This window comes from Pseudomonas sp. C2.3V, from assembly GCF_058536325.1.
This window is the reverse complement of record NZ_JBZUBN010000001.1, coordinates 2,673,692-2,697,555: the sequence shown is the minus strand read 5'-3', so window position 1 is coordinate 2,697,555 and position 23,864 is coordinate 2,673,692. Positions and strand designations below refer to the sequence as shown.

Annotated in this window: 22 protein-coding genes and 3 tRNA genes; 24 read left to right on the top strand and 1 reads right to left on the bottom strand. The window is 55.4% G+C overall.

What is annotated here, in order from left to right; genetic code table 11:
- Window positions 1-12 precede the first annotated feature (12 nt).
- The 18 genes from AC4LF3_RS12820 (at window position 13) to AC4LF3_RS12735 (ending at window position 16,403) form a co-directional block, all read left to right on the top strand.
- A complete protein-coding gene (locus AC4LF3_RS12820; RefSeq protein WP_010794964.1) occupies window positions 13-486 on the top strand; it encodes an outer membrane lipoprotein in 474 nt (157 codons plus the stop codon).
- 277 nt (window positions 487-763) lie between these two features.
- Window positions 764-1,984, top strand: coding sequence for an aspartate aminotransferase family protein (locus tag AC4LF3_RS12815; RefSeq protein WP_219652369.1), 1,221 nt, complete (start codon window positions 764-766; stop codon window positions 1,982-1,984).
- Between the two features lie 75 nt (window positions 1,985-2,059).
- Window positions 2,060-3,076 (top strand): arginine/ornithine succinyltransferase subunit alpha, encoded by a 1,017-nt coding sequence (gene aruF / locus AC4LF3_RS12810; RefSeq protein WP_010794962.1) that lies wholly within the window; start codon window positions 2,060-2,062, stop codon window positions 3,074-3,076.
- Window positions 3,077-3,170: 94 nt separating this feature from the next.
- The gene (astA, locus tag AC4LF3_RS12805; RefSeq protein WP_491835425.1) at window positions 3,171-4,181 is read left to right on the top strand and encodes an arginine N-succinyltransferase; all 1,011 of its coding nucleotides are present in this window, start codon (window positions 3,171-3,173) and stop codon (window positions 4,179-4,181) included.
- 11 nt (window positions 4,182-4,192) lie between these two features.
- On the top strand, window positions 4,193-5,656 hold the full coding sequence (gene astD, locus AC4LF3_RS12800) for a succinylglutamate-semialdehyde dehydrogenase (RefSeq protein ID WP_491835424.1): 1,464 nt from the start codon (window positions 4,193-4,195) through the stop codon (window positions 5,654-5,656).
- Window positions 5,653-6,999 carry an N-succinylarginine dihydrolase gene (astB, locus tag AC4LF3_RS12795; protein WP_491835423.1) on the top strand — a complete coding sequence of 449 codons (1,347 nt, stop codon included), beginning with the start codon at window positions 5,653-5,655 and terminating at the stop codon, window positions 6,997-6,999. Before astD ends, astB begins: the two co-directional genes overlap by 4 nt.
- An 8-nt stretch (window positions 7,000-7,007) precedes the next feature.
- Window positions 7,008-7,292 carry a GTPase gene (locus AC4LF3_RS12790; RefSeq protein ID WP_491835422.1) on the top strand — a complete coding sequence of 95 codons (285 nt, stop codon included), beginning with the start codon at window positions 7,008-7,010 and terminating at the stop codon, window positions 7,290-7,292.
- Between the two features lie 28 nt (window positions 7,293-7,320).
- Complete coding sequence (astE, locus tag AC4LF3_RS12785) at window positions 7,321-8,340, top strand: succinylglutamate desuccinylase (RefSeq protein WP_312271051.1); 1,020 nt, start codon at window positions 7,321-7,323, stop codon at window positions 8,338-8,340.
- A 55-nt stretch (window positions 8,341-8,395) separates the two neighbouring features.
- On the top strand, window positions 8,396-9,400 hold the full coding sequence (ltaE, locus tag AC4LF3_RS12780) for a low-specificity L-threonine aldolase (protein WP_491835421.1): 1,005 nt from the start codon (window positions 8,396-8,398) through the stop codon (window positions 9,398-9,400).
- A gap of 120 nt (window positions 9,401-9,520) precedes the next feature.
- Window positions 9,521-12,145: an alanine--tRNA ligase gene (gene alaS, locus AC4LF3_RS12775; protein WP_491835420.1), complete on the top strand. Its 2,625-nt coding sequence runs from the start codon at window positions 9,521-9,523 to the stop codon at window positions 12,143-12,145.
- A 97-nt stretch (window positions 12,146-12,242) separates the two neighbouring features.
- On the top strand, window positions 12,243-13,478 hold the full coding sequence (locus tag AC4LF3_RS12770) for an aspartate kinase (protein ID WP_010794954.1): 1,236 nt from the start codon (window positions 12,243-12,245) through the stop codon (window positions 13,476-13,478).
- A gap of 165 nt (window positions 13,479-13,643) precedes the next feature.
- Window positions 13,644-13,829, top strand: a complete 186-nt coding sequence (gene csrA, locus AC4LF3_RS12765) for a carbon storage regulator CsrA (protein WP_010794953.1) — start codon at window positions 13,644-13,646, stop codon at window positions 13,827-13,829.
- Window positions 13,830-13,888: 59 nt separating this feature from the next.
- Window positions 13,889-13,979, top strand: a tRNA-Ser gene (locus AC4LF3_RS12760).
- A 108-nt stretch (window positions 13,980-14,087) separates the two neighbouring features.
- Window positions 14,088-14,164 (top strand) — tRNA-Arg (locus AC4LF3_RS12755).
- Window positions 14,165-14,232: 68 nt separating this feature from the next.
- Window positions 14,233-14,309 (top strand) — tRNA-Arg (locus tag AC4LF3_RS12750).
- 82 nt (window positions 14,310-14,391) lie between these two features.
- Complete coding sequence (locus tag AC4LF3_RS12745) at window positions 14,392-14,829, top strand: acyl-CoA thioesterase (protein ID WP_491835419.1); 438 nt, start codon at window positions 14,392-14,394, stop codon at window positions 14,827-14,829.
- Between the two features lie 17 nt (window positions 14,830-14,846).
- A complete protein-coding gene (locus tag AC4LF3_RS12740) occupies window positions 14,847-15,812 on the top strand; it encodes a tRNA dihydrouridine synthase (RefSeq protein WP_010794951.1) in 966 nt (321 codons plus the stop codon).
- 147 nt (window positions 15,813-15,959) lie between these two features.
- Window positions 15,960-16,403, top strand: coding sequence for an Hsp20 family protein (locus AC4LF3_RS12735; protein WP_491835418.1), 444 nt, complete (start codon window positions 15,960-15,962; stop codon window positions 16,401-16,403).
- A 56-nt stretch (window positions 16,404-16,459) separates the two neighbouring features.
- Here the strand turns inward: AC4LF3_RS12735 and AC4LF3_RS12730 are convergent, their stop codons facing one another.
- A complete protein-coding gene (locus tag AC4LF3_RS12730; protein WP_312272004.1) occupies window positions 16,460-17,332 on the bottom strand; it encodes a LysR family transcriptional regulator in 873 nt (290 codons plus the stop codon).
- 124 nt (window positions 17,333-17,456) lie between these two features.
- On the opposite strand from AC4LF3_RS12730, the gene leuC reads away from it, so the two are divergent.
- The 6 genes from leuC (at window position 17,457) to AC4LF3_RS12700 (ending at window position 23,738) form a co-directional block, all read left to right on the top strand.
- Window positions 17,457-18,881: a 3-isopropylmalate dehydratase large subunit gene (gene leuC / locus AC4LF3_RS12725; RefSeq protein WP_019365757.1), complete on the top strand. Its 1,425-nt coding sequence runs from the start codon at window positions 17,457-17,459 to the stop codon at window positions 18,879-18,881.
- Between the two features lie 10 nt (window positions 18,882-18,891).
- Entirely contained in the window at window positions 18,892-19,536 is a 645-nt protein-coding gene (gene leuD, locus AC4LF3_RS12720; RefSeq protein ID WP_010794947.1) for a 3-isopropylmalate dehydratase small subunit, read from the top strand.
- Window positions 19,537-19,546: 10 nt separating this feature from the next.
- The gene (locus tag AC4LF3_RS12715; protein ID WP_010794946.1) at window positions 19,547-20,311 is read left to right on the top strand and encodes a class I SAM-dependent methyltransferase; all 765 of its coding nucleotides are present in this window, start codon (window positions 19,547-19,549) and stop codon (window positions 20,309-20,311) included.
- 54 nt (window positions 20,312-20,365) lie between these two features.
- Window positions 20,366-21,448 (top strand): 3-isopropylmalate dehydrogenase, encoded by a 1,083-nt coding sequence (leuB, locus tag AC4LF3_RS12710; protein ID WP_434154589.1) that lies wholly within the window; start codon window positions 20,366-20,368, stop codon window positions 21,446-21,448.
- Between the two features lie 56 nt (window positions 21,449-21,504).
- Window positions 21,505-22,617, top strand: a complete 1,113-nt coding sequence (asd, locus tag AC4LF3_RS12705; RefSeq protein ID WP_434154591.1) for an aspartate-semialdehyde dehydrogenase — start codon at window positions 21,505-21,507, stop codon at window positions 22,615-22,617.
- A gap of 110 nt (window positions 22,618-22,727) precedes the next feature.
- A complete protein-coding gene (locus AC4LF3_RS12700) occupies window positions 22,728-23,738 on the top strand; it encodes an aspartate-semialdehyde dehydrogenase (RefSeq protein WP_434154592.1) in 1,011 nt (336 codons plus the stop codon).
- Window positions 23,739-23,864 lie beyond the last annotated feature (126 nt).

Here is a 23,864-nt window from a genome sequence, read left to right as displayed (position 1 = left end):
TGGAGTTGAATGATGAACAAGACCACTCAAATTATTACTGCACTGACAGCCTCCGCGCTGCTGGCCGGGTGCGTATCCAGCCAGACCGGTGACGTGTACTCACGCGATGAGGCTCGCCAGGTACAAACCGTGCGCATGGGGACCATCACAGCCTTGCGCCCCGTTAAGATTGAAGGAACCAAGACCCCCATCGGCGCAGGTGCTGGTGCGGCGGTAGGTGGTATCGCCGGCAGTGGCGTAGGTGGCGGTCGGGGTAGCTATGTCGCCGCTATCGTGGGCGCCGTAGCGGGTGGCTTGCTTGGTGCCGCTACCGAAGAAGGTTTCACTCGCGCCAACGGTGTAGAGGTGACGGTACGCGAAGACGATGGCAGCACCCGTGCCTATGTACAGGAAGTCAGCAAGGGAGAGGTGTTCCGGGTGGGCGAGCGCGTACGCATCGTGACGGTAAACGGTACCAGCCGTGTAGCACCTAATTCTGCCCAGTAAGATCCAGTGGCCGCAGAAAGCGTTTCTGCGGCCACTATTTCAGCGTTTCACTCATTGTTGCCTAGCTGTGCATTAAAGATGAGCATCTACTGATGCTTCCCGCATCTCTCCGTACACCCTAGACTGCGTATTGCCGATGTTTTCTGTCGCATATCTGTAAGCCGCTCCGCTGGCTGGTTGTGCGCTGTAAATAGTTGTCGCATAGCGGCAATGCCCGGCGTGATCTACTCCCTACAATCCTTCCATCGCTAGCCCACAACAGGCAGGAGAATTTTCGATGTCTGCTCCGCAGTTCTCGGTGCAACGCACCGACTTCGACCAGATCATGGTGCCCAATTATGCGCCCGCCGCATTCATTCCCGTCCGAGGCGAAGGTTCACGCATCTGGGACCAGGCCGGGCGTGAGCTGATCGACTTCTCCGGCGGCATTGCGGTTAACGCACTGGGGCACGGTCATCCCGCCCTGATGCAGGCCTTAATGGAGCAGGCTAACAAGCTCTGGCATGTATCCAACATCTACACCAACGAGCCTGCATTACGCATGGCTCGCAAGCTGGTTGACGCTACCTTTGCCGACCGGGTGTTTTTTGCCAACTCCGGCGCAGAAGCCAACGAGGCTGCGTTCAAGCTGGCCCGTCGTTATGGGCATGACGTCAGTGGCGGAAGCCGTTATGAAATCATTGCTGCAACCAACAGCTTTCATGGCCGTACACTGTTCACGGTAAGCGTGGGCGGGCAGCCCAAGTATTCGGAAGGATTTGGTCCAAAGATCGAAGGTATCACCCATGTGCCTTATAACGATCTGGACGCACTCAAGGCGGCCATCTCCGAAAAGACCTGCGCGGTCGTGCTCGAGCCTATCCAGGGCGAGGGTGGCGTACTGCCGGGTGACCAGGCGTATCTGCAAGGCGCACGTGACCTGTGCGACCAATATGGCGCACTGCTTGTATTCGATGAGGTGCAGAGTGGGGTAGGCCGTACTGGCCACCTTTATGCCTACATGCACTACGGCATCACACCTGATGTCCTGACCACAGCCAAGAGCATTGGTGGCGGCTTCCCGTTGGCGGCAATGCTGACAACTGACAAGCTGGCGGCACATCTTTCGGTAGGCACTCACGGCAGCACCTACGGTGGTAACCCTCTCGGCTGTGCTATCGGTTCCGCTCTGCTGGACGTAGTCAACACGCCTGAGGTTTTAGAGGGTGTGAAGACTCGCCATAACCGTTTCCGTACCGCGCTTGAGGCCATGGGCCGCAAGTACGGTATCTTCTCCGGTGTGCGCGGGATGGGCCTGCTGATTGGCGCTCCGCTGAGCGAGCCCTGGAAAGGTCGGGCGAAGGAAGTGCTGACGGCAGCCAACGAGGAGTCGCTGATGGTGCTTCAGGCCGGTCCGGATGTCATCCGCTTTGCTCCCAGTCTGGTCATCAGCGAGGCTGACATTGATGAAGGCCTGGCGCGACTGGAGCGCGCTGTGGCCCGCATTACCCAGGCTTGAGCCTGAACGTGGCGCAGGGAGGCGCCACGGTATTCAAGAGCGATTTCAATTAGAAAAATTAGAAGGAGTGACTTCATGCTGGTGATGCGACCTGCTCGGGCAGCTGATTTGCCCCATGTGCAGCATCTGGCCGCGGACAGTCCGGTAGGTGTCACCTCTTTGCCGGATGACATCGAGCGGCTCAAGGAAAAGATCCGGGTTTCAGAAGCCTCTTTTGCCGCCGAAGTAAGCTTCAATGGCGAGGAAAGTTATTTCTTCGTTCTGGAGGATTCAGACACGGGGCGTCTGGTTGGCTGTTCAGCCATCATTGCCACGGCTGGCTTTTCCGAACCGTTTTACAGCTTTCGCAACGAGACCTTTATCCATGCCTCGCGTGAGCTCAAGATTCACAATAAGACGCATGTGCTTTCACTCTGCCACGACCTGACGGGCAACAGTGTGCTGAGCAGCTTCTACATCGATCGTGATTTTCTGGATACCCCTATAGCCGAGCTCAATTCTCGGGGTCGATTGATGTTCATGGCTGGCCATCCCGAGCGATTTGCCGAGTCTGTCGTGGTCGAAATCGTAGGCATGAGTGACGAGCAGGGCGATTCGCCGTTCTGGGACTCAGTAGGCCGTCACTTCTTTGATGTGAGCTATGCCGAAGCGGAGCGCATCTGCGGTGCCAAGAGTCGCACTTTTTTGGCCGAGCTGATGCCGATCTATCCGATCTATGTGCCGTTGCTGACAGATGCCGCCCAAGAGGCCATTGGCCAGGTTCATCCACGTGCGCAGATCACTTTCGATATCCTGACCCGCGAAGGCTTCGAAACTGACAATTACGTCGATATTTTCGATGGCGGTCCGACGTTGCATGCGCGTACCAACAACATCCGTTCGATGGCAGGGAGTCATGTGGTCGCGGTGGAGGTGCAGGATGCGGTCGACGGCAACCGTGCCTATCTGATCAGCAATGATCTGCTACAGGACTTCCGTGCCATTGTTCACGAGCTCGATTGGGAGCCAGGAGCGCCGGCAGTTCTGTCGAGTGCCGCCGCCGCCGCGCTCAACGTCAAGGCTGGCGATACCGTACGGCTCGTCGCTGTTTAACCATGATACGTGCTGTCGTCATGAGAGTAGTGCGTGCCCAGGGCACGTCAGACGCAGGCGCGGCGAAGCGCCGGCCTGGGTCATCGGAGGGAATATGATCATTCGTCCTGTCACCCGCGCGGATCTGCCCGCGCTAATCGAGCTTGCGCGCACTACAGGCGCCGGGCTTACCACTTTGCCTGCCAGTGAAGAGCGTCTGGCTCATCGGGTGGAATGGGCTGAAAAAACCTTCCGCGGCGACGTCGAGCGTGCCGATGCGGATTATCTCTTCGTACTCGAGCAGGACGATGGCACCGTTATCGGTATTTCCGGTATTGCCGGCGCCGTAGGTCTACGTGAGCCCTGGTACAACTACCGGGTGGGGCTGACAGTCAGTGCCTCTCGCGAACTCAATATCCATCAGCGGATTCCCACGCTGTTCATGGCCAATGACCTGACCGGTAATTCGGAGCTCTGCTCGTTATTCCTGCACGCAGGCCATCGTAACGGATTGAACGGCCGTCTGTTGTCCAAGGCGCGCTTTCTGTTCATCGCCGAGTTCCGCTCGTTGTTCTCAGATAAGCTGATCGCAGAAATGCGTGGGGTGTCGGACAGCCGAGGACTTTCGCCTTTCTGGGAAAACCTGGGGCGTAACTTCTTCAAGATGGAGTTTTCTCAAGCGGATTACCTGACCGGTGTGGGCAATAAGTCATTCATTGCCGAACTCATGCCCAAGTTTCCGCTTTACACGTGTTTCCTTTCAGAGCAAGCACGGGCTGTCATTGGTCGCGTCCATCCTGATACCGAGCCTGCACTTCGCATGCTCAATGCAGAAGGGTTTGCCTACCAGGGATATGTGGACATCTTCGACGCGGGCCCGGCAATTGAATGCGAAACCGACAGGGTTCGTGCCATTCGGGATAGCCAGATACTCGTTTTGTCCATCGGCACGCCGGGCGAAGATGCCCAGCCCTATGTAATTCACAACCGTAAGCGAGAAGGCTGCCGAATTACCGCTGCACCTGCACGGGTAGCCTCTGGAACACTGGTGGTTGACCCTGTTACGGCGAGAAGGCTGCAGCTGTCTGCTGGCGCTCAGGTCCGCGCAGTGTCAGTAGCGCCCTAGGAGAAAACGACATGAGTACGCATTACATTGGCGGTCAATGGCTGGCTGGCGAAGGCGCCGAATTCACTTCGCTCAACCCTGTCGGGCAAACCGTGATCTGGCATGGAAACGAAGCCTCTGACAAGCAGGTATCGGACGCTATAGCCGCTGCTCGCGCCGCTTTTCCTGCATGGGCTCGCAAGCCGCTGGACGAGCGTATCAAGGTACTCGAAACCTTTGCAGTGACGCTCAAGGCGCGTAGTCAGGAACTGGCCAATACCATTGGTGTGGAAACCGGCAAGCCTCTTTGGGAAGCTGCGACAGAAGTCACCAGTATGATAAACAAGGTGGCCATCTCAGTTCAGGCCTACCATGAGCGCACGGGTGAAAAGGCGGGCGTCTTGGGCGAGGCTAGAACGCGGCTACGACACAAGCCCCATGGTGTTGTTGCGGTATTTGGTCCTTATAACTTCCCAGGCCACTTACCCAACGGGCATATCGTGCCGGCTTTGCTGGCAGGAAATACTGTTGTTTTCAAGCCCAGTGAGATGACGCCTGCTGTCGCCGAGATGACGGTCAAGTGCTGGATCGAGGCGGGGTTACCGGAAGGTGTACTCAACCTGGTGCAAGGGGCTCGCGCTACTGGTGTTGCCTTGGCTGCGCAGCCTGACCTCGATGGGCTGTTCTTTACGGGGTCAAGCCGGACGGGCGCCTTGCTCCATCAACAGTTTGCCGGTGCCCCCCACAAGATCCTGGCGCTTGAAATGGGAGGGAATAATCCGCTGGTGGTCGACACGGTCGATCAGATCGATGCAGCGGTCTATACGATTGTACAGTCTGCCTTCATTTCGGCCGGGCAACGCTGCACTTGTGCACGCCGTCTGTTAGTACCGAATACGGAGCAGGGCGACATCATTCTGGAGCGTCTGGTACAGGCAGCGGCCAGGCTGCAAGTAGGACGGTTTGATGAGGAGCCGGCTCCTTTCCTGGGGGCTGTTATCTCTCTGGACGCTGCCCGCCAGCTACTTGAAGCACAAGAGCGTTTCCTGGCCAAGGGTGCAATGCCGCTACTGACCATGACTCAGCCCAACGCTGAGAGCGCTTTGCTCACGCCTGGCATTCTGGATGTGACCAGCGTTGCCGATCGTCCTGACGAGGAGTTCTTCGGGCCGTTGCTGCAAGTCATTCGCTATGAGAGCTTCGACGAGGCTGTACGCGAGGCTAACACTACCCGCTTTGGCCTGGCGGCAGGCTTGCTCTCGTCATCCAGCGCGAGGTACGAACAATTCCTGATCGAGTCGCGCGCGGGCATTGTCAATTGGAACAGGCCTTTGACAGGTGCTGCCAGCAGTGCTCCCTTTGGCGGTATAGGCGCTTCCGGCAATCATCGTCCCAGTGCTTATTATGCGGCGGACTACTGCGCTTATCCGGTCGCCTCGCTGGAAGCCGACACGCTTGATTTACCGGCAACACTGTTGCCTGGAGTCCATCTATGAACGCTTATGAAGTCAATTTTGACGGATTGGTCGGCCCCACCCATAACTATGGTGGGCTTTCCTATGGAAACGTAGCCTCTCAAAGCAATGGGCAGCTCACTTCGAATCCTCGCGAAGCCGCTCGCCAGGGGCTGGCCAAAATGAAAGCGTTGATGGAGCTCGGCTTCAAACAGGGCGTATTCGCGCCTCAGGAGCGTCCCCACGTTGCTGCGTTGCGCCAGCTGGGCTTCACCGGGACAGATGCTCAGGTCATAGAGCGCGCCGCCAGGGAAGCCTTGCCGCTGCTTGCCTCGGTCAGCTCTGCTTCTTCAATGTGGACGGCCAATGCCGCTACCATCAGTCCTAGCGCAGATACGGCGGATGGACGGGTGCACTTCACGGCAGCCAACCTGAACAGTAAGTTTCATCGTAGCATCGAGCATCCTACGACCAGTCGTGTACTGGCGGCCATGTTTCGTGATGAAACGCATTTTGCGCATCATCCGGCCTTGCCTGCCGTAAACCAGTTTGGTGATGAAGGGGCTGCCAACCACACACGTTTCTGCCGCGACTATGACGAGGCTGGCGTAGAGTTCTTCGTGTTTGGTCGGAGTGCTTTCGACAACCGCTACCCGGCGCCGCAGCGTTATCCGGCGCGTCAAACCCTGGAAGCCTCCCAGGCCATAGCGCGGCTGCATGGACTGACGGAAGAGGGTGTGGTCTATGCTCAGCAGAATCCTGAAGTCATCGACCAGGGGGTCTTCCACAATGACGTGATCGCGGTGGGCAATGCTGAAGTATTGTTCTATCACGAGGATGCTTTCCTCGAAAGCGATCGCGTGCTCAAGGAGTTGACCGACAAGCTGGCTCGACGTGGCGGGACGCTGCGCGCCGTATGCGTACCCCGTAGTCAGGTAAGCGTCAATGACGCGGTACGGTCTTACCTGTTCAATAGCCAATTGCTGCTCAAGCCGGATGGCCAGACACTACTGATCGTGCCTGAAGAGTGCCGCCAGAATGCTCAGGTGTGGACATATCTGGATCAGCTCGTCAAAAGTGATGGGCCTATCCGCGAGGTCAAGGTATTCGACCTCAAACAGAGCATGCAGAACGGTGGGGGGCCAGCCTGTCTACGGCTACGTGTAGCGCTGAAGCAGACAGAGCTTGAAGCCGTCAATCCTGGTGTGCTGATGACGTCCGAGCTCTATACACGACTGGTAACCTGGGTAGATACTCACTACCGGGATCGCCTTAACGTATCCGATCTGGCCGATCCGCAGCTACTATTCGAGTGCCGAACAGCTCTGGATGAGCTTACACAAATCTTGAAGCTGGGTTCGGTTTATCCATTCCAGATCGATTGAGTACAGACATGATCGAAAGCTTGTCCCTTATTCTCGAAGACACCCAAGGCGAGCGACGCGAAGCGCGTGCTGCCCGCGTTGCTGTTCAAATCAATGGCCGTGACCTCTGGCTGGAGCCAGACGGACAGGGTGGGCTTACGATCTATGCCGAGTCCTTTGAAGATGAGGCTGAGACCCCGGTACTGGGGTTACGCCCGCAGGCAGTGAACCAGTTTGGACTGGCGCTCAGTCTGGAGCTGGTCGAAGAGGACCATGAGCATGGCCCAGATTGTGGTTGTGGGCATGATCACTGACTAACACTACTTGCCAGCCAGGATCATCATGACGGAACAGTACGGTCTTTCTCTGGGCAAACTGCTTGAACTCACACTGGCTGGCCGAGAGCCAGCCGAAAAAATCCAGGTCACCTCCAGCGGTATTCGCTTGCAGTGGTTGAGTGAGGGCGCCTTGCTCGTCAAGCCGTCCAATGGAACGGATGCAGGGGTCGACCTCCTGCTTTCAGCCGGTATTCACGGCAACGAGACAGCACCTATCGAAATGCTGGATCGGCTGCTCAAACGCATTGCGAGAGGTGAGATAAAGCCTCGTGTTCGCATTCTCTTTCTTCTGGGCAATCCTGAAGCCATGCGGCGTAATGTTCGCTTTGTCGAACAGGATATGAATCGCCTGTTCAACGGTAAGCATGTGCTGACGTCAGGATTCGAAGCTCAGCGGGCCGATCAGCTGGAGCGCTTGGTCGCACAGTTTTTCAGCGAGCCGGACAGGGCTCGACTGCATTACGATCTGCATACGGCAATCCGTGGTTCGGCCATTGAGCGTTTTGCGCTGTATCCCTGGAGCGAGGGGCGAGAGCACTCGCAGGCCGAGATGGCCAGGCTCGAAGCCGCCGGTATTGACGCTGTGCTATTGCAGAGCAAGCCTGGTATCACCTTCAGCGCTTACAGCTACGCGGCCCATCAGGCTGAAGCCTTTACGCTTGAGTTGGGAAAGGCTCGTCCATTCGGTCAGAATGCCGGAGTCGATGTCAGTCAGCTCGAGTCCCGACTCAAGGCTATCATTGAGCAGTGCGAGCCCGAGTTGCCGCAAACACTGGAGCGGCTCAAGGTGTTTCACGTATCGCGAGAAATCATCAAGCAGAGTGAAGCGTTTCGCCTGCATCTGGCTGACGATGTCGCTAATTTCAGTCCACTGCCCGAAGGCTATCTGCTTGCAGAGGATGGTTCTCAAAAGTGGATAGTCACTGAAACGGACGCCAGGATCATCTTTCCAAATCCCAACGTAAGGCCCGGTCTGCGCGCAGGGATTTTGATCGTTCCAACCAAAGCTTTAGACAATTCGTGATTTTCGAGGCGGCTTTGCATTAGCATCGGGATTTTCTCTTTCCGGAGCTGTTTGCATGAGCCTCATCGATTTGAGAAGTGATACCGTCACCCAGCCTACGCCAGCGATGCGCGACATCATGGCGAAGGCTGAGGTGGGGGACGACGTCTACGGTGAGGACCCTAACGTTCTCAAGTTGCAGCATTATCTGGCAGATGAGCTGGGTTTCGAGGCTGGTTTGTTTGTGCCGAGTGGGACCATGAGCAACCTGCTGGGGCTGATGGGGCACTGCGAGCGAGGTGATGAATACCTAGTAGGGCAGCTGGCGCATACCTACAAATATGAAGGCGGTGGGGCCGCTGTTCTGGGCTCGATCCAGCCACAGCCAGTCGAGATGGAGGCTGACGGAAGCCTGGATCTGGATCGCGTAGCGTCCTACATCAAGCCCAGGGATTTTCATTTTGCACGTACCCGCCTTCTGGCGCTGGAAAACACCATGCACGGCAAGGTGCTTCCCCTGAGCTATCTTGCGGATGCACGCCGCTTTACCCACGAGCATGAATTGGCACTCCATCTGGATGGCGCCCGTCTCTACAATGCGGTCGTCAAGCTGGGCGTTCCACCAAAAGACATTACACGTCACTTCGACTCTGTATCGGTGTGCCTCTCAAAAGGTCTTGGCGCGCCAGTAGGATCGGTTCTGTGTGGCAGCCAGGGTTTGATCGATAAGGCCATTCGCTGGCGTAAGGTCGTTGGCGGCGGCATGCGCCAGGCGGGCGTCCTGGCGGCAGCAGGACTTTACGCGCTTCAGCACAACGTGACCCGACTGGCAGAAGACCATGCCAACGCAGCTCGCCTCGCTGAAGGACTTGAAAAGCTGGGCTACACTGTCGAGCCGGTGCAGACCAATATGGTTTACCTTGCCGCGGGCGATAAGGCTCCCAAACTCGCTTCTTTTCTGCGAGAAAGAGGCATTGTAGTCAGCCCGGCCGCACGGTTAAGGTTGGTGACGCATCTAGATGTATCCAGCGCAAACATTGAAACCGTGCTGGAGGCATTCGCCGCCTATCGCAAGGCCTGAATCCACTTGAATCAAATAGGCAACGCCTATATCGCAAATTGACGACAGCCGGCGCTCCGTCCCGATATACTGCAAGACTTTGCTGGCGCGCTGTAGCCCTGTATCTGTCTGGAAGAATTTATGAAAAGCGCAGAAATCCGTGAAGCCTTCCTCCGCTTCTTTGAAGAGAAGGGGCACACTCGAGTTGCCTCAAGTTCGCTGATCCCCGCGAACGACCCAACCCTGCTGTTCACCAATGCAGGCATGAACCAGTTCAAGGATTGTTTCCTCGGCCTTGAAAAGCGCACCTATACCCGTGCGACCAGCAGTCAGAAATGCGTACGTGCCGGCGGTAAACATAACGACCTGGAAAACGTCGGCTATACAGCACGTCACCACACCTTTTTCGAGATGCTGGGTAACTTCAGCTTTGGCGACTATTTCAAGCGTGACGCCATCAGTTATGCGTGGGAATTCCTGACCTCACCCAAGTGGCTGGGTCTGCCGCAGGAAAAGCTCTGGGTTACCGTCTACGCCACCGACGATGAAGCCTACGACATTTGGACCAAGGACGTTGGCGTGCCTGCCGAGCGCATGGTTCGTATCGGTGATAACAAGGGCGCTCCTTACGCCTCGGATAATTTCTGGGCAATGGGCGACACAGGTCCCTGCGGTCCTTGCACAGAAATCTTCTTCGACCATGGTGAAGGCATCTGGGGCGGTCCACCCGGCTCGCCAGAAGAAGACGGTGATCGTTATATCGAGATCTGGAACAACGTATTCATGCAGTTCAACCGTACGGCTGACGGGGTTCTTCACCCGTTGCCGGCGCCCAGTGTGGATACGGGGATGGGGCTTGAGCGTATCAGTGCCGTTCTGCAGCACGTTCACTCCAACTACGAAATTGATCTGTTCAAGAATCTTTTGGCGGCTTCTGCGCAGGCAATCGGCTGCGCCAATGATGACGCGCCTTCGCTCAAGGTTGTAGCCGACCACATTCGTTCCTGTGGCTTCCTGATTGCCGATGGTGTACTGCCTTCCAACGAAGGTCGCGGCTATGTATTACGTCGTATCGTCCGTCGTGCCTGCCGTCACGGTAATAAGCTCGGCGCCAAGGGTACGTTCTTTCACAAGATCGTGGCGGCCCTGGTGGCTGAAATGGGCCAGGCATTCCCTGAGCTAAAGGATCAGCAGGCACATATCGAGCGCGTTCTACGTACCGAGGAAGAGCAATTTGCCAAAACCTTGGAGCAGGGCCTCAAGATTCTGGAGCAGGATCTGGCTGGCCTTGAAGGCGATGTGATCCCGGGTGATGTGGTGTTCAAGCTATATGACACCTACGGCTTCCCCGTTGATTTAACAAACGACATCGCACGTGAGCGCAACCTGACCCTGGATGAGGAAGGGTTTGAGCGTGAAATGGAAGCTCAGCGTGAGCGAGCCCGCTCGGCCAGCTCGTTTGGTGTGGACTACAATAGTTTGGTCAAAGTCGAGGGCGAGACGCTCTTCACGGGTTATGACAGTCACGCCGGTAGTGGCAAGATCGTTGCGCTGTTCAAGGCAGGCAGCCCGGTGCCTCAACTGGTTGAAGGTGACGAGGGTGTCGTGGTGCTTGATCAGACACCTTTCTACGCCGAGTCGGGCGGTCAGGTGGGTGACAGCGGTTATCTGTTCGCTGACGGCCAGCGTTTCGATGTGCGTGACACCACCAAGGCAGGCGGTGCGTTCCTGCATCATGGCCTGGTTGCCGCTGGTACGCTCAAGGTAGGCGAGACGCTGGAAACACAAGTCGACGCCTCTGTGCGCCAGGCTACGGCACTTAACCACTCGGCGACTCACCTCCTGCATGCCGCACTGCGTCAGGTACTGGGCGATCACGTCCAGCAAAAGGGCTCCCTGGTTGATAGTCAGCGTCTGCGGTTCGACTTTAGTCACTTCGAGGCTATCAAACCTGAACAGCTCAAGGAGCTGGAAGAAATCGTCAATACCGAGGTTCGCCGGAACACGACGGTTCAAATCGAGCTAATGGACATTGAAAGCGCCAAGCGCAAAGGGGCCATGGCGCTGTTCGGTGAGAAGTATGGCGATACCGTGCGCGTACTGACTATGGGTGACGGCTTCTCCATTGAACTCTGTGGCGGCACTCACGTTGCCCGCACCGGTGATATTGGTGTGTTCAAAATCATCAGTGAAGGCGGTGTGGCATCGGGTGTACGCCGTATCGAGGCGGTAACTGGTGCTGGTGCGCTGGCGTACCTGAACAAGGCGGAAGAGCAGCTCAAGGAAGCGGCAGGCCTGCTCAAAGGCAGTCGTGAAAATGTTCTCGATAAGCTCTCCGGTGTGCTTGAACGTAACCGTCAACTAGAAAAGGAACTTGAGCAGCTCAAGGCCAAGGCCGCCAGCGCAGCTGGTAATGACCTGGCGGGGTCTGCCGTCGAGATCAAGGGCGTTAAGGTCCTGGCTGCTCGCCTTGATGGGCTGGATAGCAAAGCGCTGATGGCTATGGTCGATCAGCTCAAGAACAAGCTGGGCTCTGCCGTGATTCTGCTGGGTGGCGAGCAAGACGGTAAGGTCGTGCTGGTCGCGGGCGTGACCCAGGATCTGACCGGTCGACTAAAGGCGGGCGATCTGATGAGGCAGGCTGCTGCGCATGTGGGCGGGAAGGGTGGTGGTCGCCCTGATATGGCTCAGGGTGGCGGTACCGATCCGGCTGCGCTGGAAGGCGCACTTGAGTTGGCCCGCAGCTTTGCCGAAGCGGGATTGTGATTGAATAAGCGATGGGGCTCGCATCGCGCTCTGTGAGCCCTTGGCAGGTGTATACCTGAATTGTTAAATGAGCGCCCTCGCGTTAGGCAGCAATCAAATGGCATTGATCGTACAGAAGTTCGGCGGCACCTCGGTGGGTACTGTCGAGCGCATCGAACAGGTGGCCGAAAAGGTCAAGAAGTTTCGCGAAGCCGGTGACGATATCGTAGTAGTGGTTTCTGCCATGAGTGGCGAGACCAATCGTCTGATCGACCTGGCTAAGCAAATCATGCCGCAGCCAAACCCGCGCGAGTTGGATGTAATGGTGTCAACAGGTGAGCAGGTGACCATCGCCATGCTTGCCATGGCATTGACCAAGCGGGGTGTTCCGGCCGTGTCCTTCACCGGTGGACAAGTCCGGATCCTGACCGATAGCGCTTTTACCAAAGCGCGTATCGTCAGCATTGACGAACATCGTATCCGTGCCGAACTCAAGGCAGGGCGAGTCGTGGTTGTGGCAGGTTTCCAAGGCGTGGATGAGCAGGGCAATATCACTACCTTGGGCCGGGGCGGCTCTGACACCACGGGTGTCGCGCTTGCAGCTGCGCTCAAGGCAGATGAATGCCAGATCTATACCGATGTGGACGGTGTGTATACCACTGATCCGCGCGTAGTGCCTCATGCACGTCGTCTTGAAAAGATCACCTTCGAGGAGATGCTGGAAATGGCCAGTCTCGGCTCGAAGGTTCTGCAGATTCGCTCGGTTGAGTTTGCAGGCAAATACAACGTGCCTCTGCGCGTACTTCATAGTTTTAAAGAGGGTCCAGGCACCCTAATTACTCTTGATGACGAGGAATCCATGGAACAGCCGATCATCTCCGGCATCGCCTTTAATCGTGACGAAGCCAAGCTGACCATCCGCGGTGTTCCAGACACCCCGGGCGTTGCATTCAAGATCCTGGGTCCCATCAGTGCGGCCAATATTGAGGTCGACATGATCGTGCAGAATGTTTCGCACGATAACACCACGGACTTCACGTTTACGGTACACCGTAACGACTACCAGAATGCGCTTGAAATCCTAAAGCAGACGGCAGCGACCATCGGCGCACGTGAGGCAACCGGTGATACCAAGATCGCCAAGGTATCAATCGTTGGGGTGGGTATGCGTTCTCATGCCGGGGTGGCGAGTCAAATGTTCGAAGCGTTGGCCAAGGAAAGTATCAACATACAGATGATTTCGACGTCTGAGATCAAGGTGTCGGTCGTTATCGAAGAGAAATACCTGGAATTGGCTGTACGTGCTCTTCACACGGCTTTCGAACTCGATGCACCTGCTCGGGTAAGCGAATAGCCAATCTCTCTGGAGGGCGTTTTTGGATGCCTTCCATCGATTTGATCATGCCGCCGGAACTTTCTTTCTGGCGGTATTGGTCAATAGATCAGTAAGGATCGCGGGTTCCCGGAATTGATCCTGATTTTTTTGCAGACTGTGGTCCTGAACGAAAGGAGAAAAGGAATGCTTATTCTAACTCGACGGGTTGGAGAAACCCTTATGGTAGGTGATGAAGTGACCGTAACGGTCTTGGGAGTTAAGGGAAATCAGGTGCGCATTGGGGTGAATGCTCCTAAAGAAGTGGCGGTTCACCGTGAGGAAATCTACCAGCGAATTCAAAAGGAAAAGGACCAAGAACCTAACATCTGATTTTTATTTAACTTTTTGCTTGCATACGGGAAAAAATCGCGTATATTACGCCCCGTCGCGGTGAGGTGGCCGAGAGGCCGAAGGCGCTCCCCTGCTAAGGGAGTACACCTCAAAAGGGTGTCGAGGGTTCGAATCCCTCCCTCACCGCCATTTACGTTACAGGCTCCGGGAAAAGCGATTCAGAGTTCTATCCCTCTGATTCTATTAAGAAATTCGCTTGACTCAAAAAGATATGAGCCTATAATGTGCACCCTCAGCGCGCTCGTAGCTCAGCTGGATAGAGTACTCGGCTACGAACCGAGCGGTCAGAGGTTCGAATCCTCTCGAGCGCGCCATTTTGAAGGGTGTTTAAAAAACACCCGGTTTTACCAGTGGTGGTCTGGATATAAAAGCACCAAGTTGCGCGCTCGTAGCTCAGCTGGATAGAGTACTCGGCTACGAACCGAGCGGTCAGAGGTTCGAATCCTCTCGAGCGCGCCATACCCCAAAGGGCTTGCAGAAATGCAAGCCCTTTGTTTTTGTGCCCTGAAAAACTTACGCAGACATGTTCCGGCGAGGCTATATGAACTGGGAACTTGAAAATCCGTTCGTCATATCGTTGCAGGTATCAATGACTGACATCGATGCGCTTGGGCATGCCAATAATGCTGTTTACGTCGCCTGGCTAGAACAGTGTGCCTGGCAGCATTCAGATAGCTTAGGACTTGGTGTTGACGAGTTTCACCGGTTGGACCGCGCCATGGCGGTAGTTCGGCACGAGATCGACTATCTCGCAAGTGCTTTCGAAGGTGATCAGTTGCTGCTGGGAACATGGCTGACTGATTGGGACAGGCGGCTACGTATGACACGTCGTTTTCAACTGGTGCGCCCGTCCGATGGTATGACCTTGCTGCGTGCAGTCACGACTTTCGTATGTATAGAGCTCTCTTCAGGTAAGCCGCGGCGTATGCCTGAGGCTTTCATTCAGGGTTACGGTCAGGCGCTGCCTGATTCGCTTTAAGTGTTCCAGAGGTCTACATGCAAATCGCTTTGGCGCCCATGGAGGGGCTGGTTGATGAGATTCTGCGCGATCTGCTAACGCAGGTAGGTGGCATCGACTGGTGTGTCACGGAGTTTATTCGCATTACCAACCGGCTATTGCCTCTAGCAACGTATGAAAAATACGCTCCGGAATTGGCAAGCGGCTCGATGACGCGAGCGGGAGTACCCATGCGAGTCCAGTTCCTAGGGTCGGATCCTGTCTGTCTGGCAGAGAATGCGGCGTACGCCTGTACGCTGGGTGCTCCGGTCATTGATCTGAATTTTGGTTGTCCTGCCAAGACTGTTAACAACTCCAAGGGCGGTGCCATTCTCCTTAACGAGCCAGAGCTGTTGCACTCGATTGTCTCGCATGTTCGTCGTGCCGTGCCTTCGTCTATCCCGGTGACAGCCAAGATGCGGTTGGGCTATGACAGCCCTGAAGGCGCGCTGGAGTGCGCTCAAGCGTTGGTTTCTGGCGGGGCGCAACAGTTGGTTGTGCATGCTCGTACCAAAAAAGATGGCTATAAACCGCCCGCTCACTGGGAGTGGATTGCCAGGGTTGCGGAAGTCGTCGACGTTCCTGTACTGGCTAACGGCGAGATCTGGACGCTGGAGGATTACTGGCGGTGCCGTGAGGTGTGCGGTATCGCAGAGGTCATGTTGGGGCGTGGATTGGTTTCCCGGCCTGACCTGGCGCGACAGATAGCGGCCAGCGTCAAGGGTGAGCATGTTGAGCCTATGCAGTGGGAAGAGCTATTCGCGCTGCTACAGATCTTCTGGCTCAAAGCGCGCCAGAAGATGGCGCCACGCTATGCGCCGGGACGTTTCAAGCAGTGGTTGGGTATGCTTTCCCGTAATTATGAGGAGGCGCTGACGTTGTTTGGCGAAATACGCCGTGAGACAGAATGCGAGCGGATCGATACGCTGCTTGGCTTGCAGCCCTCAATTCCTTCGGTTGCATAGTCCAGTTCAGTTACCGTTCATCGGGCGTACCACTTGAAAAAAGCGAGCGGGTTCCTATATGGAATCCTGCAGGGCGCCGAAGTCGGGCCTTGCGTTGAAACTTGCTGATGACTCAGGAGATTCCCTATATGAACACTGCATTCTCTCTTGTTCCGCCATTCCGTTGGATTTGACCGCTTCAATGACCTGTTCGAATCCGCGCTGCGCAACGAGTCGGGCAGCTCCTACCCACCCTATAACGTAGAAAAGCATGGCGACGATCGCTATCGCATCGTGATTGCGGCTGCCGGCCTTGCCGAAGACGACCTTGAGCTTGAAGTAGAGCGGGGCGTGTTGACCGTGAAGAGCGGCCGCCGTGAGAAGAGCGCCGACAGCGTGACCTATTTGCACCAGGGCATCGCCCAGCGTGCCTTCAAGCTGTCCTTCCGCCTGGCTGATCACATTGAGGTGAAGGGCGCGAGCTTGAAGAATGGCTTGCTCAACATCGATCTGGTACGTGACGTACCGGAAGAGGCCAAGCCCAAGCGCATCGCTATCAATGGCCAGTTGAGTGCCGATGAAAAGCCTGCGCTGGAAGGTCAGAGTGCCTAAGTACAGCGGCCATCAAACAGTAGAAAAGGGGGCGCCATGTGCGGCCCCTTTTTTATTCATGCATGGAAATCGCTCAATAGCTTCATAAAGGCCTTGGCTGCATTGGAATGCGTTCGTTCTGTGTGAGCGATATAGCCCAGGCGACGCTTGAGGTGTATTCCGGGCAAGGGGAGACTCACGACCTGTTCATCAAGCATTGTCCGTGGAAGAACGCTCCAGGCAATGCCGATGGAGACCATCATTTTAATGGTCTCCAGATAATTTGTGCTCATTGCAATGTTGGGTATGAGCTGCTGCGCCTCGAACAAGCCCCGCACGATGTGATGGGTAAAGGTATTTCCGCCTGGGAAAACGGCAGGGTGCGCAGCAACGTCAGCCAGGCTGATTTGCTCTGACATGGCCAGGGGGTGCTCAGGCGCTGCGACAAAATCGAGGGGGTCATCCCAGACAGGTGAGGCCTGGATAAGCGGCGATGCTTCTGGCGCCAAGGTGATAATGCCAAGCTCCACACGCCCCTGTAGCACTTCCTCATATGCCGCTTCTGAGTCAAGAAAGCGAATATCCAGAGAAACTTTTGGGTATAGGCGTGTAAAGGTCCTGAGTACCGGCGGTAGCCGATGTAATCCGATGTGATGACTAGTGGCTAAAATTAATTTGCCGGCAATCTCTCCATTGAGATTGGCCAGTGCTCTTCGCGTGTCAGCCAAGGCGTCTTTTACTTGGTAGGCCCTGGGCAAAAGCGCTCGGCCTGATTCGGTTAGGCTGATTTCCCGCCCAATACGATCGAAGAGACGTGTTTCCAATTGCTGTTCAAGGCTGGCAATTCGTTTGCTGACGGCAGGTTGTGTCAAATGCAGCCGTTCGCCTGCCTCGGAAAAACTTCCACTCTCAGCAACTGCTATAAACGCATTGAGGTTATTCAGATCCAAAAGATGGATTCCTGATGGTTATGCGGATCATGAAAATTATGAATTTGTTTTATGAGAGCATCAAGCGTTAGGATCACATTACAAGCCCTAAGGGCATAGAAACACGCCGATGAGGACGTTAGTGATGGCTGGCAAGACCCTTTACGACAAGCTCTGGGATATGCACTTGGTCAAGCAGCGCGATGATGGTTCGGCACTGCTGTACATTGATCGTCATATCATTCATGAGGTGACCTCACCTCAGGCATTCGAAGGCCTGCGGTTGGCTGGGCGCAAGCCTTGGCGTCTAGGCGCCAATCTGGCAACGCCAGACCACAACGTGCCAACCACGCCGGATCGTAAGGAAGGTATTGCTTCCATCAAGGATGAGACGTCTCGCATTCAGGTTCGTACGCTCGACGAAAACTGCGATGACTTCGGTATTACTCAATTCAAGATGAATGACGTGCGCCAGGGCATCGTGCATGTCATAGGCCCAGAGCAGGGCGCCATCCTGCCCGGCATGACTGTGGTATGTGGTGACTCTCATACGTCCACCAACGGTGCGCTTGGGGCCTTGGCTCATGGTATCGGGACGTCCGAGGTTGAGCACGTACTTGCGACCCAGTGCCTGGTCGCGAAGAAAATGAAAAACATGTTGGTACGCGTCGAGGGTGAATTACCTTTCGGCGTAACCGCCAAAGACATCATTCTGGCTGTGATCGGCAAGATCGGTACGGCGGGAGGTAATGGGCACGCTATCGAGTTTGCAGGCAGTGCCATTCGCGCCTTGTCGATGGAAGGCCGAATGACGATCTGCAACATGTCAATTGAGGCGGGCGCACGCGTAGGTATGGTGGCGGTCGATCAGACCACGATCGATTACGTAAAAGGACGCCCTTTTGCCCCTGCGCCCGAGTATTGGGAGCAAGCCGTAGCGGTATGGCGCGGGCTGGTCTCTGATGAAGATGCTGTCTTTGATACCGTCATCGAATTGGACGCGACCAAGATCAAGCCTCAGGTTAGCTGGGGGACTTCCCCTGAAATGGTGGTTGCGGTAGACCAAGCCGTTCCTGATCCGGCCCAGGAGCGAGACGCCGTGAAGCGTGGCTCTATTGAGCGCGCATTGAAATACATGGGATTGCAGGCCAGTCAGCCTATTACTGATATCCGTCTGGATCGAGTATTCATTGGCTCCTGTACCAACTCTCGCATTGAAGACCTTCGCGCCGCGGCGGCTGTCGCCAAAGGCCGTAAGGTGGCGAGTTCCATCAAGCAGGCGCTGGTGGTGCCTGGGTCTGGCCTGGTAAAGGCCCAGGCTGAAAAGGAAGGTCTGGATAAGGTCTTTATCGACGCAGGTTTCGAATGGCGTGAGCCGGGCTGCTCAATGTGCCTGGCAATGAACGCGGATCGCCTTGAAAGCGGTGAGCACTGCGCATCCACATCCAACCGCAACTTCGAAGGGCGTCAGGGTGCCGGTGGTCGTACGCATCTGGTAAGTCCCGCCATGGCCGCTGCGGCAGCGATTGCAGGGCATTTCGTTGACGTTCGTGAATTCGGCCGCGTTTAAGGAGTATCTCATGCAGGCATTTACTCAGCATACAGGCGTGGTTGCTCCACTGGATCGCGCCAATGTCGATACGGATCAGATCATCCCTAAGCAGTTTCTGAAATCTATCAAGCGGACCGGCTTTGGCCCCAACCTGTTTGATGAGTGGCGTTATCTGGATGTAGGGCAACCTGGGCAGGACAATAGCCAGCGTCCACTCAATCCGGATTTCGTGCTTAATCAGTCCCGTTACCAGGGAGCCAGCATTCTCCTGGCGCGGGAAAATTTCGGATGTGGATCATCCCGTGAACACGCGCCTTGGGCGCTGGATGGATACGGCTTTCGCGCTGTGATTGCTCCGAGCTTTGCTGACATCTTTTTCAACAACAGTTTCAAAAACGGTTTATTACCAATCGTCCTGCCAGAGCAGGAAGTGAGTGAACTCTTTGCTCAGGTTGAGTCGACAGAAGGGTATACCCTTGAAATCGATTTGGCCTCGCAGGTTGTGAAACGTCCTGATGGCAAAGCCATTCCCTTCGAAATCGACGCGTTCCGCAAGCACTGTTTGCTTAATGGGTTGGATGACATTGGTCTGACCCTGCAGGATGCGGATGCCGTCAGGGCATTCGAAAAGACATACCAACAGGCCAATCCCTGGTTGTTTCAAAACGCATGAGGTAGGCAACATGGCTGGTGATCACGAACAAATTGTCCAATCCCAATTCGGTACGATGGCTGAGTCGTACCTAGGGAGTAACGTCCATGCTCAAGGCTCTGAACTGCAGGAGATGCGGGAGCAGGTAGCCAAACGCGAGCAGGCAAAGGTTCTGGATCTAGGGTGTGGGGCCGGCCATGTCAGCTACAACATTGCGCCTGTGGCGGGCTCGGTGGTGGCATTGGATCTGTCAGAAGAGATGCTAGCCATCGTCAAGCGTACGGCCAATGAGCGTGGCATCGACAATATCAGTGTGCAACCCGGGATGGCTGAGCGTCTGCCGTTTGGGGATGCCAGCTTTGATTTCGTTCTTAGTCGGTATTCCGCGCATCATTGGCGTGACATCGGCTCAGCTCTGAGCGAGGTACGGCGTGTGCTGCGTTTCAATGGTCAGGCTGCGTTTGTGGATGTCATCTCGCCTGCCAACCCCCGTCTTGATACTTATCTTCAGACCGTAGAAATCCTGCGTGATAACAGTCACGTCAGAGACTACTCCATGGCTGAGTGGCTCCAGATGCTGGGTGTTGCTCGTCTGGGAGTAACCCGCTGTGTTCGCCAGCGGCTGCGCTTGAACTTCCTGGAGTGGGCCGAGCGGATGAATACGCCTGAGCCCATGCGTCAGGCCATACGCACAGTACAAGGCCGGATTGGTCAGGAAGTCCGTCATTATTTTGAAATTGACAAGGACGGCTCCTTTACCGTCGATGTGATGGTCCTTTGGGCCCAGCCTATATGATCTGGGTGGTGCCCTTGCACCACCTCTACTTTTCCATGGATAAGTGAGATAACAATGAGCAAACAGATCCTCATTCTGCCAGGCGATGGCATTGGCCCTGAAATCATGGCTGAGGCTGTTAAGGTTCTGAATCGCGTCAACGACATGTTCGCATTGGATTTCGAGCTGACCGAAGATGTGATCGGCGGTGCAGCCATCGACAAGCATGGCGTTCCGTTGGCTGATGAGACGCTTGAAAAGGCTCAGGCAGCAGATGCTGTTCTGCTGGGTGCGGTGGGTGGTCCCAAGTGGGACAAGCTTGATCGTGCAATTCGTCCTGAAAAGGGTTTGCTCAAGATTCGTTCTGCGCTAGGTCTGTTTGCCAATCTGCGTCCGGCCATTCTCTATCCGCAATTGGCGGAGGCCTCTACCCTCAAGCCAGAAGTGGTGTCAGGTCTGGACATCCTGATCGTGCGCGAGCTGACCGGCGGGATCTACTTTGGTGGCCCTCGCGGTATCCGCACGCTCGATAACGGTGAGCGTGAGGGTTTTAATACGCTTCCCTACAGCGAAAGCGAAATTCGCCGGATCGCACGTGTCGGTTTTGAAATGGCTCGTGTCCGCGGCAGGAAACTCTGCTCGGTAGACAAGGCTAACGTCATGGAGTCCAGTCAGCTATGGCGAGAGGTTGTGGAAGAGGTCGCCAAGGATTATCCCGATGTCGAGCTAAGTCATATGTATGTCGATAATGCGGCCATGCAGTTGGTGCGCGCGCCCAAGCAGTTCGATGTAATGGTGACGGACAACATGTTTGGCGACATTCTGTCGGATGAGGCCTCAATGCTGACCGGTTCGATTGGCATGCTGCCTTCCGCTTCGCTGGATGCCAACAACAAAGGTATGTACGAGCCCTGTCATGGTTCGGCGCCGGATATCGCCGGCCAGGGCATTGCCAATCCGCTGGCTACGATTCTTTCCGTTTCCATGATGCTCCGCTACAGCTTCAATCAATCAAAAGCCGCTGAGGCGATTGAGCAGGCGGTAAGCCGTGTTCTGGACCAAAAGTTGCGTACAGGTGATATCTGGTCAGCGGGCTGTCAAAAAGTAGGTACTCGCGAAATGGGCGAGGCAGTAGTCGCGGCGCTCGCAAGTGAGTAATCTGTACGGCCGGCCGGAGCGCTTCCGGCCGCCACTTCCAAAAAGGTGCAGTAGCAATGAAGCGTGTAGGTTTAATCGGATGGCGCGGTATGGTGGGATCCGTGCTCATGCAGCGTATGCTGGATGAACGTGATTTCGACTTGATCGAGCCGGTGTTCTTTACCACCTCCAATGTAGGGGGCGAAGGTCCTTCCATTGGAAAAGATATCGCTCCGCTGAAAGATGCCTACAGCATTGACGAACTCAAGGGCCTGGACGTCATCATCACGTGCCAGGGCGGCGATTACACCAGCGAAGTTTTCCCGAAGCTGCGGGAAGCCGGTTGGAACGGTTACTGGATTGACGCTGCGTCTACCTTGCGTATGCATGACGATGCCGTAATCGTTCTAGATCCCGTAAACCGTCGAGTGATCGACCAGGCGCTTAACGAGGGCACCAAGAACTACATCGGTGGCAATTGCACCGTTAGCCTGATGTTGATGTCTCTGGGCGGGCTGTTCGAGGCTGGCCTGGTTGAGTGGATGAGCGCAATGACCTATCAGGCAGCGTCAGGTGCCGGTGCTCAAAACATGCGTGAGCTGATTCGCCAGATGGGTGCGACGCATGCAAGCGTTGCTGACGATCTGGCAGATCCTGCCAGTGCGATTCTGGATATTGATCGTAAGGTGGCCGAAACGCTACGGGGCGAGTCTTTCCCGGTAGAGCAGTTCGGTGTGCCGCTTGCAGGGAGCCTTATTCCCTGGATTGACAAGGAGCTGCCTAATGGACAGAGCCGAGAGGAATGGAAAGCGCAAGCGGAGACGAACAAGATCTTGGCCCGCTTCAAAAACCCGATTCCTGTCGATGGTATCTGTGTCCGCGTGGGCGCCATGCGTTGCCACAGCCAGGCATTGACCCTCAAACTTAACAAAGACGTGCCGATTTCCGATATCGAAGGTCTGATCAGTCAGCACAATCCATGGGTCAAGCTGGTGCCGAACCACCGTGAAGCCAGCATGCGTGAGCTGACCCCTGCTGCGGTAACAGGCACGCTTAACGTGCCGGTAGGTCGTCTGCGTAAGCTGAACATGGGCTCCCAATACCTGGGCGCATTCACTGTCGGCGATCAGTTGCTATGGGGAGCGGCTGAGCCGCTGCGCCGTATGCTGCGTATTTTGCTTGAGCGTTGATGTATTACTCCTCATTCCGTTGAGATCATGCTTCTCCATGATTCACGGCAATTGAAAGTCTTAAAGGCGGCCGCTACAGTGCCGCCTTTTTTCATTTTGGGCCCCTGCACATGAACACATCCCTTTCGGTCGTTGTCGTTGGTGCAACAGGCAACGTTGGCGAAGCTATCGTGACATTGCTGGAGGAGCGTGATTTCCCGCTCGTCCACCTTTATTTGGTAGCGTCAGCTGACTCTGTTGGTCAGTCTATTGCCTTTCGCGGCAGAAACCTGCGCATAACGGCAGCTGATGACTTTGATTTTGGCAAGGCTCAACTGGCCTTTATGGCAGCTGATACGGTATCGGCCGGGACGTTGGCAGAAAAAGCGTTCGAGGCGGGATGCTCGGTTATTGACCTGACTGGCTCTTTGGATAGCTTACGTTCGCCGCGTGTAATGCCGGACGTTAGCAGCGAACTCATTGGCCAGCAGCAAAGGCCTTGTCTGCTGTCAGTGCCGAGTGCACCTGCCGCAGTACTCATCAGTACACTGGCTCCCATTTGCCATCAAAGTGCTATTGAGCAGGCAACTGTTACCGCTTGTCTCGCTGCCTCTAGTCGGGGTAGGGCCGGTGTTCGAGAGTTGGCGCGGCAAACAACCGAGCTGCTGAATGCGCGTCCACTGGAACCAAAGGTATTTGGCAAGCAGTTGGCATTCAATGTGCTAGCACAGACCGGTGAACCTCAGTCAGATGGCTATACTGCGATTGAGCATAGAGTCATGGGCGAGTGTAAAGAAGTGTTGGGCAACAGTCTCGGAACATTGGCGGTCAGTTGTATTCAAGTGCCAGTGTTCTTTGGCGATAGTCTTTCGATAACCGTTAAAACACGTGATATTTTGGCTATAAAAGATCTGAATTTGGCCTATTCTAAGCATGAAGGCTTGGAATTGTTTGATGCAGAAGAATATCCAACGGTCGTGGATGATGCGATCGGACGTGATGAAATATTGATTGGGCGCGTCAGACATAATCCAGAAGATCCACATCTGATTGAAATGTGGGTCGTTTCAGATAATGTTCGAAAGGCGGCTGCGCTTAATGCCGTGCAAACGGCTGAATTATTGATAAAACATTATCTGTAAAAGATACTGATTTAAGTTAGGGCAGACTTATCAGTAAATAATTGGCTAGGCGTACCGTTCAAACTGGCCGGTCATCTTGAACGGTACCTAGGTAAGCAAATCTGCTGCCGACAGAAATCATAAGGG

Excerpts from the sequence above, each read along its gene's own strand:
- aruF (WP_010794962.1), top strand. The coding sequence starts at position 2,060 with ATGCTGGTGATGCGACCTGCTCGGGCAGCTGATTTGCCCCATGTGCAG.
- alaS (WP_491835420.1), top strand. The coding sequence starts at position 9,521 with ATGAAAAGCGCAGAAATCCGTGAAGCCTTCCTCCGCTTCTTTGAAGAG.
- astE (WP_312271051.1), top strand. The coding sequence starts at position 7,321 with ATGACGGAACAGTACGGTCTTTCTCTGGGCAAACTGCTTGAACTCACA.
- AC4LF3_RS12820 (WP_010794964.1), top strand. The coding sequence starts at position 13 with ATGAACAAGACCACTCAAATTATTACTGCACTGACAGCCTCCGCGCTG.
- ltaE (WP_491835421.1), top strand. The coding sequence starts at position 8,396 with ATGAGCCTCATCGATTTGAGAAGTGATACCGTCACCCAGCCTACGCCA.
- AC4LF3_RS12740 (WP_010794951.1), top strand. The coding sequence starts at position 14,847 with ATGCAAATCGCTTTGGCGCCCATGGAGGGGCTGGTTGATGAGATTCTG.
- leuC (WP_019365757.1), top strand. The coding sequence starts at position 17,457 with ATGGCTGGCAAGACCCTTTACGACAAGCTCTGGGATATGCACTTGGTC.
- AC4LF3_RS12715 (WP_010794946.1), top strand. The coding sequence starts at position 19,547 with ATGGCTGGTGATCACGAACAAATTGTCCAATCCCAATTCGGTACGATG.
- astB (WP_491835423.1), top strand. The coding sequence starts at position 5,653 with ATGAACGCTTATGAAGTCAATTTTGACGGATTGGTCGGCCCCACCCAT.
- csrA (WP_010794953.1), top strand. The coding sequence starts at position 13,644 with ATGCTTATTCTAACTCGACGGGTTGGAGAAACCCTTATGGTAGGTGAT.
- astA (WP_491835425.1), top strand. The coding sequence starts at position 3,171 with ATGATCATTCGTCCTGTCACCCGCGCGGATCTGCCCGCGCTAATCGAG.
- AC4LF3_RS12815 (WP_219652369.1), top strand. The coding sequence starts at position 764 with ATGTCTGCTCCGCAGTTCTCGGTGCAACGCACCGACTTCGACCAGATC.
- AC4LF3_RS12770 (WP_010794954.1), top strand. The coding sequence starts at position 12,243 with ATGGCATTGATCGTACAGAAGTTCGGCGGCACCTCGGTGGGTACTGTC.
- AC4LF3_RS12790 (WP_491835422.1), top strand. The coding sequence starts at position 7,008 with ATGATCGAAAGCTTGTCCCTTATTCTCGAAGACACCCAAGGCGAGCGA.
- astD (WP_491835424.1), top strand. The coding sequence starts at position 4,193 with ATGAGTACGCATTACATTGGCGGTCAATGGCTGGCTGGCGAAGGCGCC.
- AC4LF3_RS12745 (WP_491835419.1), top strand. The coding sequence starts at position 14,392 with ATGAACTGGGAACTTGAAAATCCGTTCGTCATATCGTTGCAGGTATCA.
- AC4LF3_RS12700 (WP_434154592.1), top strand. The coding sequence starts at position 22,728 with ATGAACACATCCCTTTCGGTCGTTGTCGTTGGTGCAACAGGCAACGTT.
- leuD (WP_010794947.1), top strand. The coding sequence starts at position 18,892 with ATGCAGGCATTTACTCAGCATACAGGCGTGGTTGCTCCACTGGATCGC.
- leuB (WP_434154589.1), top strand. The coding sequence starts at position 20,366 with ATGAGCAAACAGATCCTCATTCTGCCAGGCGATGGCATTGGCCCTGAA.
- asd (WP_434154591.1), top strand. The coding sequence starts at position 21,505 with ATGAAGCGTGTAGGTTTAATCGGATGGCGCGGTATGGTGGGATCCGTG.